Origin of the sequence: Stutzerimonas chloritidismutans, assembly GCF_020783375.1 — a bacterium.
In the GTDB taxonomy this organism is placed as follows: Bacteria; Pseudomonadota; Gammaproteobacteria; order Pseudomonadales; family Pseudomonadaceae; genus Stutzerimonas; species Stutzerimonas kunmingensis.
The window spans coordinates 3680823-3697926 of record NZ_CP086067.1; the positions used below are offsets into that span (position 1 = coordinate 3680823).

Annotated in this window: 13 protein-coding genes; all 13 read right to left on the reverse strand. The window is 57.7% G+C overall.

Going from position 1 to position 17104, the window contains the following annotated elements; translation table 11 throughout:
• Positions 1–5: 5 nt before the first annotated feature.
• On the reverse strand, positions 6–641 hold the full coding sequence (gene rplC / locus LLJ08_RS17280) for a 50S ribosomal protein L3 (RefSeq protein ID WP_014821632.1): 636 nt from the start codon (positions 639–641) through the stop codon (positions 6–8).
• An 82-nt stretch (positions 642–723) separates the two neighbouring features.
• The gene (gene rpsJ, locus LLJ08_RS17285) at positions 724–1035 is read right to left on the reverse strand and encodes a 30S ribosomal protein S10 (RefSeq protein ID WP_003186070.1); all 312 of its coding nucleotides are present in this window, start codon (positions 1033–1035) and stop codon (positions 724–726) included.
• Between the two features lie 150 nt (positions 1036–1185).
• Positions 1186–2379 (reverse strand): elongation factor Tu, encoded by a 1194-nt coding sequence (gene tuf, locus LLJ08_RS17290; RefSeq protein ID WP_014821633.1) that lies wholly within the window; start codon positions 2377–2379, stop codon positions 1186–1188.
• A gap of 30 nt (positions 2380–2409) precedes the next feature.
• On the reverse strand, positions 2410–4530 hold the full coding sequence (fusA, locus tag LLJ08_RS17295; protein ID WP_228207551.1) for an elongation factor G: 2121 nt from the start codon (positions 4528–4530) through the stop codon (positions 2410–2412).
• A gap of 30 nt (positions 4531–4560) precedes the next feature.
• A complete protein-coding gene (gene rpsG / locus LLJ08_RS17300; RefSeq protein WP_003280834.1) occupies positions 4561–5031 on the reverse strand; it encodes a 30S ribosomal protein S7 in 471 nt (156 codons plus the stop codon).
• Between the two features lie 98 nt (positions 5032–5129).
• A complete protein-coding gene (rpsL, locus tag LLJ08_RS17305) occupies positions 5130–5501 on the reverse strand; it encodes a 30S ribosomal protein S12 (protein WP_003280832.1) in 372 nt (123 codons plus the stop codon).
• A gap of 140 nt (positions 5502–5641) precedes the next feature.
• Complete coding sequence (rpoC, locus tag LLJ08_RS17310; protein ID WP_014821635.1) at positions 5642–9841, reverse strand: DNA-directed RNA polymerase subunit beta'; 4200 nt, start codon at positions 9839–9841, stop codon at positions 5642–5644.
• 65 nt (positions 9842–9906) lie between these two features.
• On the reverse strand, positions 9907–13977 hold the full coding sequence (gene rpoB, locus LLJ08_RS17315; RefSeq protein WP_014821636.1) for a DNA-directed RNA polymerase subunit beta: 4071 nt from the start codon (positions 13975–13977) through the stop codon (positions 9907–9909).
• A 213-nt stretch (positions 13978–14190) separates the two neighbouring features.
• Positions 14191–14559, reverse strand: coding sequence for a 50S ribosomal protein L7/L12 (rplL, locus tag LLJ08_RS17320; RefSeq protein ID WP_003293014.1), 369 nt, complete (start codon positions 14557–14559; stop codon positions 14191–14193).
• Positions 14560–14633: 74 nt separating this feature from the next.
• Positions 14634–15134, reverse strand: a complete 501-nt coding sequence (rplJ, locus tag LLJ08_RS17325; RefSeq protein WP_003280824.1) for a 50S ribosomal protein L10 — start codon at positions 15132–15134, stop codon at positions 14634–14636.
• A gap of 191 nt (positions 15135–15325) precedes the next feature.
• The gene (rplA, locus tag LLJ08_RS17330; RefSeq protein ID WP_023445635.1) at positions 15326–16021 is read right to left on the reverse strand and encodes a 50S ribosomal protein L1; all 696 of its coding nucleotides are present in this window, start codon (positions 16019–16021) and stop codon (positions 15326–15328) included.
• Complete coding sequence (gene rplK, locus LLJ08_RS17335) at positions 16021–16452, reverse strand: 50S ribosomal protein L11 (RefSeq protein WP_003280820.1); 432 nt, start codon at positions 16450–16452, stop codon at positions 16021–16023. The genes rplA and rplK overlap by 1 nt, the downstream gene beginning before the upstream one ends.
• Positions 16453–16562: 110 nt before the next feature.
• Positions 16563–17096, reverse strand: a complete 534-nt coding sequence (gene nusG / locus LLJ08_RS17340) for a transcription termination/antitermination protein NusG (protein ID WP_014821638.1) — start codon at positions 17094–17096, stop codon at positions 16563–16565.
• Positions 17097–17104 lie beyond the last annotated feature (8 nt).

The following is a 17104-nucleotide window of genomic DNA, read 5'->3' on the forward strand; positions in this document are numbered from 1 at the left end:
CCCCCTTAACCGCGAGCCTTGGCGGCCGGACGCACGAGCACGTCACCACCAGTGGCACCGGGCACTGCGCCCTTCACCAAAAGCAGATTCCGCTCAGCATCGACACGCACGATTTCCAGAGACTGCACGGTTACGCGCTCGGCGCCCATGTGCCCGGACATCTTCTTGCCCTTGAATACACGACCTGGGGTCTGGCACTGACCGATAGAGCCCGGGACGCGGTGGGATACGGAGTTACCGTGGGTATTGTCCTGACCACGGAAGTTCCAGCGCTTGATGGTACCGGCGAAGCCTTTACCCTTGGACTGACCGGTGACATCCACCATCTGCCCAGCCTGGAAAATCTCAGCGTTGATCTGGTCACCAGCCTGGAACTCCTCGCCATCGAGGCGGAATTCCCAGACGCCACGACCAGCAGCAACATTCGCTTTAGCGAAGTGACCGGCCTGAGCCTTGGTAACACGGGACGCGCGACGCTCGCCGACAGTGACCTGCACTGCACGATAGCCATCGCTCTCTTCATTCTTGAACTGAGTGACGCGATTCGGCTCGATCTCGATGACCGTAACCGGAATAGAGACACCATCCTCGGTGAAAACGCGGGTCATACCGCATTTGCGACCGACTACACCAATAGTCATTTTGAAACCTCTTGAGTGTACGGGGCTTTCACCCGCTATGGCCGCCCATTTCAGAGCGTTACACGACTAAAACTCTCAGGTTTTAGCCGAGGCTGATCTGCACTTCCACACCAGCCGCAAGATCGAGCTTCATCAGCGCATCGACGGTTTTGTCGGTCGGCTGAACAATGTCCAGCACACGCTTGTGGGTTCGAATTTCATACTGATCGCGCGCGTCTTTATTGACGTGCGGGGAGACCAGCACAGTGAACCGCTCTTTGCGGGTTGGCAGCGGAATCGGACCACGCACCTGAGCACCAGTACGTTTCGCGGTTTCCACGATTTCCTGGGTTGATTGATCGATCAGGCGATGGTCAAAAGCCTTCAACCGAATACGGATTTGTTGGTTTTGCATTTTGACCTCAGACTCCAAGTAGCCACCCTACCAGGCGCAATACCCCCGGTAAAAGGAGGCGCAATTGTACGGATGCGCCCATAGGGTGTCAATAAATGATCAACAATAGAAAAAGGCCCCCGAGGGGGCCTTTTTCATCATCGTCAATTATTACTCGACGATCTTGGCAACCACGCCGGCACCAACGGTACGACCACCTTCGCGAATTGCGAAGCGCAGGCCGTCTTCCATGGCAATCGGCTTGATCAGGGTGACAACCATTTTCACGTTGTCGCCCGGCATTACCATCTCAACGCCTTCCGGCAGTTCGCACGAACCGGTCACGTCGGTGGTACGGAAGTAGAACTGCGGACGATAGCCCTTGAAGAACGGGGTGTGGCGACCACCCTCTTCCTTGGACAGAACGTACACTTCGGCTTCAAACTTGGTGTGCGGCTTGATGGTGCCCGGCTTGGCCAGAACCTGACCACGCTCGACGTCATCACGCTTGGTACCACGCAGCAGAACGCCGCAGTTCTCACCGGCACGACCTTCGTCGAGCAGCTTGCGGAACATTTCTACACCGGTACAGGTGGTCTTGGTGGTATCACGCAGACCAACGATCTCGATTTCTTCCTGAACCTTGACGATGCCGCGCTCAACACGACCAGTCACAACGGTACCGCGACCGGAAATGGAGAACACGTCTTCGATCGGCATCAGGAACGGCTTGTCGATGGCGCGAACCGGCTCAGGGATGTAGGTATCCAGAGTCTCGACCAGCTTCTTGACCGCAGTAGTGCCCAGCTCGTTGTCATCTTCGCCATTCAGCGCCATCAGCGCGGAACCGATGATGATCGGCGTGTCGTCACCCGGGAAATCATAGGTCGACAGCAGATCACGAACTTCCATTTCGACCAGCTCGAGCAACTCGGCGTCGTCGACCATGTCGGCCTTGTTCAGGAACACGACGATGTACGGAACACCCACCTGACGGGACAGCAAGATGTGCTCGCGAGTCTGCGGCATGGGGCCGTCAGCAGCGGAGCAAACCAGGATCGCACCATCCATCTGGGCAGCACCGGTGATCATGTTCTTCACATAGTCAGCGTGACCCGGGCAGTCAACATGCGCGTAGTGACGGACATTGGAGTCGTACTCTACGTGAGCGGTGTTGATGGTGATACCGCGAGCCTTCTCTTCCGGCGCGCTATCGATCTTGTCGAAGTCGACACGAGCGGAGCCGAAAACTTCGGAGCACACGCGAGTCAGAGCGGCAGTCAGAGTGGTCTTGCCATGGTCGACGTGACCAATGGTGCCGACGTTGACGTGCGGTTTGTTACGTTCGAACTTTTCCTTAGCCACGACAGTAAACCTCTTACTTAAAGGGCTGAATCAACCTTGTTTTTTGACGAGCGTCTCGACGATATTCGCCGGCGCCTCAGCGTATTTGGAGAATTCCATGGAGTAGCTCGCGCGACCCTGAGACATGGAACGAACGTCGGTTGCATAACCGAACATTTCCCCAAGCGGAACCTCGGCACGGATAACCTTGCCGGAGACCGAGTCTTCCATACCCTGGATCAGACCACGACGACGGTTCAGGTCACCCATTACATCGCCCATGTAGTCTTCAGGGGTCACTACTTCAACCTTCATGATCGGCTCAAGCACTTTACCGCCGCCCTTACCGGCCAGCTGCTTGGTCGCCATGGAAGCTGCAACCTTGAACGCCATCTCGTTAGAGTCGACGTCATGGTAGGAACCATCGAACACGGTAGCCTTCAGGCCGATCAGCGGATAGCCGGCGACAACGCCGTTCTTCATCTGCTCTTCGATACCCTTCTGGATCGCCGGGATGTATTCCTTCGGAACCACACCACCTACCACTTCGTTGGTGAACACCAAGCCTTCAGTGATATTGCCCTTTTCATCCACGTCTGGAGTGGAGAAACGGATCCAGCAATGACCGAACTGGCCGCGACCACCGGACTGACGAACGAACTTACCTTCGATCTCGACATTGTCCTTGGTGATAGTTTCGCGGTAAGACACCTGCGGCTTGCCGATGTTGGCTTCGACGTTGAACTCGCGACGCATACGATCGACAAGGATGTCGAGGTGAAGCTCACCCATACCCGAGATGATGGTCTGACCAGTTTCTTCGTCGGTCTGAACACGGAACGATGGATCTTCCTGAGCCAGCTTGCCCAGCGCGATACCCATCTTCTCCTGGTCAGCCTTGGTCTTCGGCTCAACGGCTACCGAAATTACCGGCTCAGGGAAGTCCATGCGCTCGAGAATGATCGGCTTGTCGATCGAGCAGAGCGTGTCACCCGTGGTGACATCCTTCATGCCGATCAGAGCAGCAATATCACCCGCGCGACACTCCTTGATCTCTTCACGCTGGTTGGCGTGCATCTGCACCATCCGACCCACGCGCTCCTTCTTGCCCTTGACCGAGTTCATCACCGAGTCACCGGAAGAGAGAACGCCGGAGTAGACGCGAGCGAAGGTCAAGGTACCGACGAAGGGGTCGGTAGCGATCTTGAACGCCAGAGCGGAGAAAGGCTCTTCATCGTTGGCGTAACGCTCATCGGTCAGCTCTTCGTTATCCGGGTTTACGCCCTGGATAGCGGGAATTTCAGTCGGCGCAGGCAGGAAGTCGATAACGGCATCGAGAACCAGAGGCACGCCCTTGTTCTTGAACGAGGAGCCACAGACCGCAGGAACGATTTCACAAGCAATGGTGCGCTGACGCAGACCAGCCTTGATCTCTTCGACGGTCAACTCACCACCTTCGAGATACTTGTTCATCAGCTCTTCATTGGCCTCGGCCGCAGCCTCGATCATGTTCGAGCGATACTCTTCGGCGAGTTCCATCAGCTCTGCCGGAATTTCTTCCTCACGGTAGCTGGTTCCCTTGTCCTCATCGTTCCAGTAGATGGCCTTCATCTTGATCAGATCGATCTGACCTTCGAAGTTCTCTTCGGAACCAATGGCGAGCTGAACCGGCACCGGAGTGTGCCCCAGGCGCTGCTTGATCTGGCCGACGACACGCAGGAAGTTGGCGCCCTGACGGTCCATCTTGTTCACGTAAACGATACGCGGCACACCGTACTTGTTGGCCTGACGCCATACGGTTTCAGACTGCGGCTCAACGCCGGAGGTACCACAGAACACAACCACAGCACCATCGAGAACGCGGAGCGAGCGCTCCACCTCGATGGTGAAGTCAACGTGACCAGGTGTATCGATGACGTTGACGCGGTACTTGTCGTACTGACCGCGCGAACCCTGCCAGAAGGTCGTTACAGCAGCAGAGGTAATGGTAATACCACGCTCCTGCTCCTGAACCATCCAGTCGGTAGTCGCTGCGCCGTCGTGCACTTCACCCATCTTATGGCTGAGGCCGGTATAGAACAGAATCCGCTCCGTGGTGGTGGTCTTGCCCGCGTCTACGTGGGCACAGATACCGATGTTACGGTAGCGATTGATAGGGGTAGTACGGGCCACAATAAGGTCCTCGTAAAAGTTGCGCTTGATTTAGAAGCGGTAGTGCGAGAAGGCCTTGTTGGCTTCAGCCATACGGTGGACATCTTCGCGCTTCTTGACTGCAGCGCCTTTACCTTCAAAAGCATCCATCAGCTCGCCAGCAAGGCGCAGCGCCATGGATTTCTCGCCACGCTTACGCGCGGCATCTACCAGCCAGCGCATGGCCAGCGCATTGCGACGGGAAGGACGAACTTCGACCGGAACCTGATAGGTAGCACCGCCAACACGGCGGGACTTGACTTCGACCAGCGGAGCGATGGCATCGAGTGCTTTTTCGAAGATTTCCAGGGGATCGCTGTTCTTGCGCTCCTTCACCTTGTCCAAGGCACCATAAACGATACGCTCGGCAACGGCTTTCTTGCCGCTTTCCATCACGTGGTTCATGAACTTGGCCAGGATCAGACTTCCGTATTTCGGATCGTCAAGGATCTCGCGCTTGGCTGCTACACGACGTCTTGGCATTGATAAGCCCTCAAACGGTCTTCAGGTTAGCTCGGAACGGTAACGCGCAGGCTACGTCCGACCTTACTCTTATCGACTCAAATAAATAGAAATGCTGCTTACTTCGGACGCTTGGCGCCGTACTTGGAACGACCCTGCTTACGGTCTTTCACGCCGGAAGTATCCAGCGAGCCGCGCACGGTGTGGTAACGCACACCCGGAAGGTCTTTTACACGACCGCCACGGATCAGCACTACGCTGTGCTCTTGCAGGTTGTGACCTTCACCGCCGATGTACGAGGCGACTTCATAGCCATTGGTCAGACGAACACGGCACACTTTACGCAGTGCGGAGTTCGGTTTCTTCGGCGTGGTGGTGTACACACGAGTGCACACGCCACGACGTTGCGGGCAGTTTTGCAGCGCAGGGACGTCGCTTTTCTCGACGACCCGCTTACGCGGCTGACGTACCAGCTGGTTGATAGTTGCCATCTACTAGCTCCACTGTTGTCTTTCGACACAAACGAAAAATGGCAGGGCACGAAGCCCCGCCAAATTAGGGGTACGAGAGTCTAAAGAGCTTCTCGCCCACCGTCAAGGCAGGCCCCGGCTTGTAACCGAGGCCAAGCACTTTAGTTACCGCTGGAGTTCAACGCCTCGGTCAGAGCTGCTTCGACCTCATCGGCGCTCACACGAACGGGCTTGTCGGCTTCACGCTTGCGCTTACGCTCGCTGTGATACTGCAGGCCCGTACCAGCTGGAATCAGGCGACCCACGACTACGTTCTCCTTGAGACCGCGCAGATAATCGCGCTTGCCAGTAACGGCAGCCTCGGTCAGAACACGCGTTGTTTCCTGGAACGACGCCGCAGAAATGAACGACTCGGTCGACAACGATGCCTTGGTGATACCCAGAAGAACGCGGACGTACTTGGAGACGAACTTGTCGTCGTCGCTCAAACGCTCGTTTTCTTCCAATACCTGGGTCAGCTCCATCTGGTCACCCTTGATGAAGCTGGAATCGCCCGACTCACTGATCTCAACCTTGCGCAGCATTTGCCGCAGGATGGTCTCGATGTGCTTGTCGTTGATCTTCACGCCTTGCAGACGGTACACGTCCTGAATTTCATTGACGATGTACTTGGCCAGCGCACTGACACCCAAGAGACGAAGGATGTCATGCGGGTTGCTCGGGCCATCAGAGATGACCTCGCCCTTGTTCACCTGCTCGCCTTCGAAGACGTTCAGGTGACGCCACTTCGGAATCAGTTCCTCGTACGGATCGCTGCCGTCTGTAGGCGTGATCACCAGGCGGCGCTTGCCCTTGGTTTCCTTACCGAAGGAAATCGTACCGCTGATTTCCGCCAGGATGGACGGCTCCTTCGGACGACGTGCTTCGAACAAGTCAGCAACGCGCGGCAGACCACCGGTGATATCGCGGGTCTTCGATGTTTCCTGCGGGATACGTGCGATGACGTCACCCACGTTGATCTCGGCACCGTCAGCCACACCCACCAGGGCGTTAGCCGGCAGGAAGTACTGAGCAGGCACGTCGGTACCCGGCAGCAGCAGTTCCTTACCATTGGCGTCGACCATCTTGATCGCTGGGCGAATGTCTTTGCCCGATGCCGGACGGTCCTTCGGATCCATCACTTCGATGTTGGTCAGACCGGTCAACTCGTCGGTCTGGCGCTTGATGGTGATGTTCTCTTCCATGCCGACGAAGGTCACGACACCCTTCATCTCGGTGACGATCGGGTGAGTGTGCGGGTCCCACTTGGCGACCACAGCACCCGCATCGACCTTGTCGCCTTCCTTGACGGAAATCACCGCGCCGTACGGCAGCTTGTAGCGCTCGCGCTCACGACCGAAGTCGTCGGCCACCGCCAGCTCACCGGAGCGGGATACCGCCACCAGCGCACCATCGGCACGTTCTACGTGTTTCAGGTTATGCAGACGAATGGTGCCGCCGTTCTTAACCATGACGTTGTCGACAGCAGAAGTACGGCTGGCCGCACCACCAATGTGGAACGTACGCATGGTCAGCTGGGTACCCGGCTCACCGATGGACTGAGCAGCGATAACGCCCACCGCCTCACCGATGTTCACCTGATGCCCGCGGGCCAGGTCGCGGCCGTAGCACTTGGCGCAGATACCGTAGCGGGTTTCGCAGGAAATAGGCGAGCGCACGACCACTTCGTCGATGCTGTTCAACTCGATGAAGTCGACCCACTGCTCGTCAACCAGCGTACCGGCCGGCACCAGCACATCGTCGGTGCCCGGCTTGAGTACATCACGCGCAATCACACGACCGAGAACGCGCTCACCCAGCGGCTCGACTACGTCACCACCCTCAATGTGCGGGGTCATGAACAGGCCCTGCTCGGTACCGCAATCCACTTCGGTAACGACCAGATCCTGCGCGACATCGACGAGACGACGAGTCAGGTAACCGGAGTTCGCGGTTTTCAGAGCGGTATCCGCCAGACCCTTACGAGCACCGTGAGTGGAGATGAAGTACTGGAGTACGTTCAGACCTTCACGGAAATTCGCGGTAATCGGCGTTTCGATGATCGAGCCGTCCGGCTTGGCCATCAGACCACGCATGCCGGCGAGCTGACGAATCTGCGCAGCGGAACCCCGCGCGCCCGAGTCGGCCATCATGTACATCGAGTTGAACGAGTCCTGCTCGGCTTCGTTACCATCACGATCAATGACCTTCTCCTTGGAGAGGTTGGCCATCATCGCCTTGGAAACTTCATCGTTGGCCTTGGACCAAAGGTCGATCACCTTGTTGTACTTCTCGCCCTGGGTTACCAGGCCGGAAGCGTACTGGCTTTCGATCTCCTTAACTTCCTCGGTTGCCGCATCGATGATGCGTGCCTTCTCATCCGGAATGACGAAGTCATTCACGCCGATGGAAACACCGGAGATAGTCGAGTAGGCGAAACCGGTGTACATCAGCTGGTCGGCGAAGATCACAGTGTCCTTCAGGCCAACAGTGCGGTAGCACAGGTTGATCAGCTTGGAGATTGCCTTCTTCTTCATCGGCTGGTTGACCACGTCGAACGACAGGCCGGCCGGCACGATCTGGAACAGCAGCGCGCGACCAACAGTGGTGTCGACGATACGGGTGTTCTTGGTGATGCTGCCGTCACGATCCTTGATGGTTTCGTTGATGCGCACCTTCACCCGGGCGTGCAGCGACGCTTCGCCGGCGCGGAAGACACGGTCGACTTCCTGCAGATCCGCGAAGACCCGGCCTTCACCCTTCGCGTTGATGGCTTCACGGGTCATGTAGTACAGACCCAGAACCACGTCCTGCGACGGAACGATGATCGGCTCGCCGTTCGCTGGCGAAAGGATGTTGTTGGTCGACATCATCAGCGCGCGCGCTTCGAGCTGGGCTTCCAGGGTCAGCGGCACGTGCACGGCCATCTGGTCACCGTCGAAGTCGGCGTTGTACGCGGCGCAGACCAGCGGGTGCAGCTGAATCGCCTTGCCTTCGATCAGCACCGGCTCAAACGCCTGGATACCCAGACGGTGCAGGGTCGGTGCGCGGTTGAGCAGCACGGGGTGTTCGCGAATGACTTCGGCGAGAACGTCCCAGACCTCGGGCAGCTCGCGCTCTACCATCTTCTTGGCCGCCTTGATGGTGGTGGCCATGCCGCGCATTTCGAGCTTGCCGAAAATGAACGGCTTGAATAGCTCGAGAGCCATCTTCTTCGGCAGACCGCACTGATGCAGACGCAGAGTCGGGCCCACGGTGATCACGGAACGACCGGAGTAGTCCACGCGCTTACCGAGCAGGTTTTGACGGAAGCGACCCTGCTTACCCTTGATCATGTCAGCCAGGGACTTCAGCGGACGCTTGTTCGAGCCGGTGATGGCTCGACCGCGCCGGCCGTTATCCAGCAACGCATCGACGGCTTCCTGCAGCATGCGCTTCTCGTTGCGCACGATGATGTCCGGCGCCGACAGGTCGAGCAGACGCTTCAAACGGTTGTTACGGTTGATCACGCGGCGATACAGATCGTTGAGATCCGAAGTCGCGAAACGACCGCCATCCAGCGGAACCAACGGACGCAGATCCGGCGGCAGTACTGGCAGCACGGTGAGGATCATCCACTCCGGCAGGTTGCCCGAGCCGTGGAACGCTTCCATCAGCTTCAGCCGCTTGGAGAGCTTCTTGATCTTGGTTTCGGAGTTGGTCTGCGGGATTTCCTCGCGCAGGCGACCGATTTCGTGCTCCAGGTCGATCTGGATCAACAGCTCGCGCACAGCCTCGGCACCCATGCGGGCATCGAAGTCGTCACCGAACTCTTCCAGCGCTTCGAAGTACTGCTCGTCATTAAGCAGCTGACCCTTTTCCAGGGTAGTCATGCCCGGATCGATGACGACATAGCTTTCGAAATAGAGCACGCGCTCGATGTCGCGCAGAGTCATGTCCAGCAGCAGACCGATACGGGACGGCAGCGACTTCAGGAACCAAATGTGGGCAACCGGCGAAGCCAGCTCGATGTGCGCCATGCGCTCGCGGCGTACCTTGGCCAGTGCGACTTCCACACCACACTTCTCGCAGATGACACCGCGGTGCTTGAGGCGCTTGTACTTACCGCACAGGCACTCGTAGTCCTTTACCGGACCAAAGATCTTGGCGCAGAACAGACCGTCGCGCTCCGGCTTGAACGTACGGTAGTTGATGGTTTCCGGCTTCTTTACTTCACCGAAGGACCAGGAACGGATCATCTCGGGCGAAGCCAGGGCAATCTTGATGGCATCGAACTCTTCGATTTGACCCTGGTTTTTCAACAGATTCAGCAAGTCTTTCAAGGCCTTTCCTCCTCACGGACCTGCGACACCCGGCCAGTGCCGGGCGCCGCGCAGGCGGTGCGTGGTTATTCGGTTTCCAGATCGATATCGATACCGAGCGAGCGGATCTCTTTGATCAACACGTTGAAGGACTCCGGCATGCCGGCCTCCATACGGTGATCGCCGTCCACGATGTTCTTGTACATCTTGGTCCGCCCGTTCACGTCGTCCGACTTGACCGTGAGCATTTCCTGCAGGGTGTACGCGGCGCCATAGGCTTCCAGCGCCCAGACCTCCATCTCCCCGAAGCGCTGACCACCGAACTGCGCCTTACCACCCAGCGGCTGCTGGGTAACCAGGCTGTAGGAACCGGTGGAACGCGCGTGCATCTTGTCGTCGACCAGGTGGTTCAGCTTGAGCATGTACATGTAGCCGACCGTGGTGGTGCGCTCGAATTTATTGCCGGTACGCCCGTCGAACAGCTGCATCTGGCCGCTTTCTGGCAGATCAGCCAGCTTCAGCATGGCCTTGATCTCGCGCTCCTTGGCTCCGTCAAATACCGGAGTAGCCATCGGAACGCCCTTGCGCAGGTTGTTGGCCAGGTCCAGCACTTCCTGATCGCTCAGGTCGTCCAGATTTTCCTGACGGCCTCCGATCTCGTTATAGATCTCGTGCAGGAACTTGCGCAGCTCGGCGACCTTGCGCTGCTCTTCGAGCATCAGATTGATCTTCTCGCCCAGGCCCTTGGCGGCGAGGCCCAGGTGGGTTTCGAGGATCTGACCGACGTTCATACGCGACGGTACGCCAAGCGGGTTGAGCACGATGTCGACCGGCGTGCCGTTGGCGTCATGCGGCATGTCTTCGACCGGCATGATCACCGAGACGACACCCTTGTTACCGTGACGACCAGCCATCTTGTCGCCCGGCTGGATGCGACGCTTGATCGCCAGGTAGACCTTGACGATCTTCAGTACGCCCGGCGCCAGGTCGTCGCCCTGCTGCAACTTGCGCTTCTTGTCTTCGAACTTGTCGTCGAGCAGCTGACGGCGATCGGAGATGTAGGCCTGAGCCTTTTCCAATTGCTCGTTCAGCGCATCTTCGGCCATGCGCAGCTTGAACCACTGCCCATGCTCCAACCCGTCGAGGATCTCGTCAGTGATGACAGCACCTTTCTTGAGGCCGGCACCGCCCTCGGCAGTCGCGCCAACCAGAGCCGAGCGCAGGCGTTCGAAGGTAGCGCCTTCGACGATACGGAACTCCTCGTTGAGGTCCTTGCGGATCTCGTCGAGTTGCATCTTCTCGATAGCCAGCGCACGGGAGTCGCGCTCGACACCGTCGCGGATGAACACCTGAACGTCGATAACGGTACCTTTGGTGCCAGTCGGCACACGCAGGGAGGTGTCCTTCACATCGGACGCCTTCTCACCGAAGATCGCGCGCAGCAGCTTCTCTTCCGGAGTCAGCTGGGTTTCGCCTTTCGGAGTCACCTTGCCAACCAGAATATCGCCCGGGCCGACTTCGGCACCAACGTAGACAATACCCGCCTCGTCCAGCTTGTTCAGCGCAGCTTCGCCCACGTTTGGGATGTCCGCGGTGATTTCCTCTGGACCGAGCTTGGTGTCACGCGACACACAGGTCAGTTCCTGGATATGGATAGTGGTGAAACGATCTTCCTGAACCACACGCTCCGAGAGGAGGATGGAGTCTTCGAAGTTGTAGCCGTTCCAAGGCATGAACGCGACGCGCATGTTCTGCCCGAGCGCCAGCTCCCCCATATCAGTGGAAGGGCCGTCAGCCATGATGTCGCCACGCTCCACCACGTCACCCTTGCGAACCAGCGGACGCTGGTTGATGCAGGTGTTCTGGTTGGAACGGGTGTACTTGGTCAGGTTGTAGATGTCGACACCAGCTTCGCCGGTCTCGACCTCCCCATCATGAACACGTACGACTACACGGCTCGCGTCGACTGAATCGATCACACCGCCACGACGGGCAACCACGCAAACGCCGGAGTCGCGCGCCACGTTGCGCTCCATACCAGTACCGACCAGCGGCTTGTCCGAACGCAGAGTCGGCACCGCCTGACGCTGCATGTTCGAGCCCATCAGAGCGCGGTTGGCGTCGTCGTGCTCGAGGAACGGAATCAGCGAGGCAGCGACGGAAACGACCTGCTTGGGCGACACGTCCATCAGGGTCACGTCTTCCGGAGCCTTGACGGTAAATTCGTTCAAGTGACGTACAGCAACCAGTTCGTCGACCAGCTTGCGACCTTCCAGCTTGGCGCTGGCCTGAGCAATAACATGGTCGGCTTCTTCGATCGCCGAGAGGAACACGATCTCATCAGTGACCTCGCCTTCCTTGACCACGCGGTACGGGCTTTCCAGGAAGCCGTACTGGTTGGTGCGAGCATAGGCAGCCAGTGAGTTGATCAGGCCGATGTTCGGACCTTCAGGAGTCTCGATCGGGCATACGCGACCGTAGTGGGTCGGGTGTACGTCACGCACTTCGAAGCCGGCGCGCTCACGGGTCAGACCACCCGGGCCAAGTGCGGAGACACGGCGCTTGTGGGTGATTTCCGACAGCGGGTTGTTCTGGTCCATGAACTGCGAAAGCTGGCTGGAACCGAAGAACTCCTTGACCGCCGCCGCAACCGGCTTGGCATTGATCAGGTCCTGCGGCATCAGGCCTTCACTTTCGGCCATCGACAGACGCTCCTTGACGGCGCGCTCGACACGGACCAGGCCAACGCGGAACTGGTTCTCGGCCATCTCGCCAACGCAACGAACACGACGGTTACCCAGGTGATCGATGTCGTCAACGATGCCCTTGCCGTTACGAATATCGACCAGGGTCTTGAGGACGGCGACGATGTCTTCGCGGCTCAGAACGCCCGAACCCTCGATCTCGGTACGACCGATACGACGGTTGAACTTCATCCGACCCACAGCGGACAGGTCGTAGCGCTCCGAGGCGAAGAACAGATTGTTGAACAACGTCTCGGCTGCATCCTTGGTTGGCGGCTCGCCAGGACGCATCATGCGATAGATCTCGACCAGCGCTTCAAGCTGGTTGGTGGTCGAGTCGATCTTCAGCGTATCGGAAATGAACGGACCGCAGTCGATATCGTTGGTGTACAGGGTCTCGAAACGAACGACCTGAGCCTTGACGATCTTCGCCATGGCATCGACCGTCAGCTCGGTGTTGCACTCTGCGATGATTTCGCCGGTGGCCGGATGCACGATCGCCTTGGCAACGGTGCGCCCCAAGACGTAGTCCATCGGCATCTCAAGCTCTTTGATACCGGACTTATCGAGCTGATTGATGTGACGAGCCGTGATGCGACGCCCCTGCTCGACGATGACCTTGCCGTTCTCATCCTTGATGTCGAACGTGGCGATCTCGCCACGCAGACGCTGCGGCACCAACTCCAACGCAAGGGTTTCGCCCTTCACATGGAAGATGTTGGTGTCGTAGAAGGCATCGAGAATTTCTTCGGTGCTGTAATTCAAAGCACGCAGAAGTACCGAAGCGGGCAGCTTGCGGCGACGATCGATACGGACGAATACGGCATCCTTCGGATCGAATTCGAAGTCCAGCCAAGAGCCACGGTAAGGAATGATACGAGCAGAATACAAAAGCTTACCGGAGCTGTGAGTCTTGCCACGGTCATGATCGAAGAACACGCCCGGCGAGCGGTGCAGCTGGGAGACAATAACGCGCTCGGTACCGTTGATGATAAAGGTACCGTTCTCGGTCATCAGGGGGATTTCCCCCATGTAGACTTCCTGCTCCTTGATGTCCTTGATGGCCTTGTTCGACGACTCTTTGTCGAAAATGATCAGGCGCACCTTGACGCGCAGCGGAACGGCGAAGGTCACGCCGCGCAGGACACATTCCTTGACATCGAAAGCCGGCTCGCCCAGGCGATAGCCGACGTATTCCAGCGCTGCATTGCCGGAATAGCTGATAATCGGGAAAACGGATTTGAAGGCTGCATGCAAGCCAATGTCGCGGAACTGATCTTTGGTCGCTCCCGCCTGCAGGAATTCGCGGTACGAATCCAGCTGGATGGCCAAAAGATACGGCACGTCCATCACGTGCGGTAACTTGCTAAAGTCCTTGCGGATACGTTTTTTCTCAGTGTATGAGTAAGCCATCAGCGTTCCCCAGCTTGGTCACCTGCTTGTTGGCTTCTCCCGACGGGAGCAGCCAGAAAATCTTGCGAATCCCTTGATTCGCACCACCCTAAAGTGGCTTTCCGAGGAATAGCCAGCAGGGCTGACTTTCCATAACGGAAAAAGGCCGGTGGCAAAAGCCACCAGCCATCAGCCTTTCGCGAGTCGCTCGGGCTGTAGACGCAAAGTCGTCGCTTACTTGAGCTCGACTTTGGCGCCTGCTTCTTCCAGAGTCTTCTTGGCTGCTTCGGCTTCTTCTTTCGAAACGCCTTCCTTGACCACGCCCGGGGCGCCGTCAACGACAGCCTTGGCTTCTTTCAGGCCCAGACCGGTCAGCTCGCGAACAGCCTTGATCACGTTGACCTTCTTTTCGCCAGCTTCAGCCAGAACGATGGTGAACTCGGTTTGCTCTTCGACAGCAGCAGCAGCCGGGCCAGCAGCAGCAACGGTGGCAGCAGCAGCGGTCACGCCGAACTTCTCTTCCATTGCCTTGATCAGTTCAACAACCTGCATCACGGACATTTCGGAAACGGCGTTGATGATATCTTCGTTGGTCAGAGCCATGACTCTAGTTCCTGTATTAGGTGACGGCCTACGGCCATCTAATTCAAAAAGTGATTGCGAAAGAATCTACGCTATTACGCGGCAGCAGCTTCTTTCTGGTCGCGAACGGCCGCCAGTGTACGAGCCAGCTTGCTGGTGGCGCCTTGGATAACGCTCATCAGCTGAGAAATGGCTTCGTCGTAGGTCGGCAGAGTTGCCAGTACGTCGATCTGGTTGGCTGCGAGGAACTGCCCCTCGAACGCAGCGGCCTTGATCTCGAACTTGTCCTGACCCTTGGAGAACTCCTTGAAGATACGAGCAGCAGCGCCCGGATGTTCGTTGGAGAACGCAATCAGGGTCGGGCCTTTGAACACGTCATTGAGCACTTCGAACTGCGTGCCATCAACAGCGCGGCGCAGCAGGGTGTTACGTACAACACGCACGTAAACACCAGCTTCGCGGGCCTCTTTACGGAGTCCGGTCATGGCCCCCACGGTCACGCCACGGGCATCAGCCACGACAGCGGACAGGGCGGCTTTGGCAGCCTCGTTGACTTCAGCGACGATGGCCTTCTTGTCTTCGAGTTTGATTGCCACGGGTTACACTCCTGGATGTTACCGTTTCATCCGGTCGAAACCGGACTGGATTTGGTGTCTGATTCGGTACGAATCGGGAGCACCTCTGCGTAGGCTTGCGGTTTAAGGCTTTCGCCGCCTACGGTCTTGGATAGCCCCCGCCAGGCAGGGACCCCAATCTTTGCAGGCGCCCTCGAAGGGGCGCCGTCGCCTTACGCTTCCAGGGAAGCCTGATCGATGACCAGTCCCGGACCCATGGTGGTGCTCAGGGTCACGCGCTTGACGTAAATACCTTTGGAAGTCGACGGCTTCAGACGCTTAAGATCCGAAAGCAGCGCTTCGACGTTCTGCTTCAGCTGGCCAGCCTCGAAACCAACCTTACCCACCGAGGTATGGATGATGCCGTTCTTGTCGGTACGGAAACGTACCTGACCAGCCTTGGCATTCTTGACGGCGGTAGCGACATCTGGAGTTACGGTGCCTACCTTCGGGTTCGGCATCAGACCACGCGGACCAAGAATCTGGCCCAACTGACCAACAACACGCATGGCGTCCGGCGAGGCGATGACTACGTCATAGTTCAGATCGCCACCTTTCATTTCGGCAGCCAGCTCGTCCATACCAACGCGATCTGCGCCAGCGGCCAGTGCGGCCTCAGCACCGGGACCCTGAGTGAACACGGCAACACGAACGCTCTTGCCAGTACCATTCGGCAGAACGGTTGCGCCACGAACGACCTGGTCGGATTTACGCGGATCAACACCCAGATTGATCGCGATATCGAACGACTCGGCGAACTTAACAGCCGAAACCTCAGCCAACAGCTTTGCGGCATCTTCGAAAGCGTACTGCTTGCCGGCTTCGACTTTCTCGGCGATAGCCTTCTGGCGCTTGGTCAACTTAGCCATTACACACCCTCCACGTTCAGGCCCATGCTGCGAGCGGAACCAGCGATGGTCCGAACAGCAGCCTCCATTTCGGCAGCAGTCAGATCAGCCTGCTTGGTTTTGGCGATCTCTTCCAACTGCGCACGAGTGACGGTGCCGACCTTCTGGGTGTTGGGGCGAGCGGAACCGCTGGTGATACCAGCAGCTTTCTTCAGCAGCACCGCAGCCGGAGTACTCTTGGTTTCAAAGGTGAAACTACGATCGCTGTATACAGTGATGATCACTGGAGTTGGCAGACCGGGCTCCTGGCCCTGGGTCCTGGCATTGAATGCCTTGCAGAACTCCATGATGTTTACGCCGTGCTGACCCAAGGCAGGACCAACGGGCGGCGACGGGTTAGCCTGACCGGCCTTTACCTGAAGCTTGATGTAAGCTTGAATTTTCTTAGCCATATTTACTCCATTACGGGTTATAGCGCCTTTCGGCTCCCCATTACTGATTTATCCCAGTGACGACAAAACCCCGCAGCCTGAAACTGCGGGGTGAGGGATGCTTCGTTCAGTTAAACCTTCTCGACCTGACTGAACTCCAGCTCTACTGGCGTAGAGCGACCGAAGATCAGAACCGCGACCTGGATCCGACTCTTCTCATAATTAACCTCTTCAACCACACCATTGAAGTCAGCGAAGGGGCCATCCGCCACCCGCACCACCTCACCCGGTTCGAAGAGCGTCTTCGGCTTCGGCTTGTCACTTCCGTCAGCAACGCGACGAAGGATAGCCTCGGCCTCTTTATCGGTAATGGGTGCCGGCTTGTCAGCCGTACCACCAATGAAACCCATTACTCGAGGAGTATCCTTGACGAGGTGCCAAGTACCCTCACTCATTTCCATCTGAACCAGAACGTAACCAGGGAAGAACTTTCGCTCACTCTTGCGCTTCTGCCCGTTACGCATCTCGACCACCTCTTCGGTGGGAACGAGAATCTCGCCGAACTCATCTTCCATGCCGGCAAGCTTGACACGCTCAACAAGAGAGCGCATGACGTGCTTCTCGTAACCCGAGTAAGCATGCACAACATACCAACGCTTAGCCACGAGACACC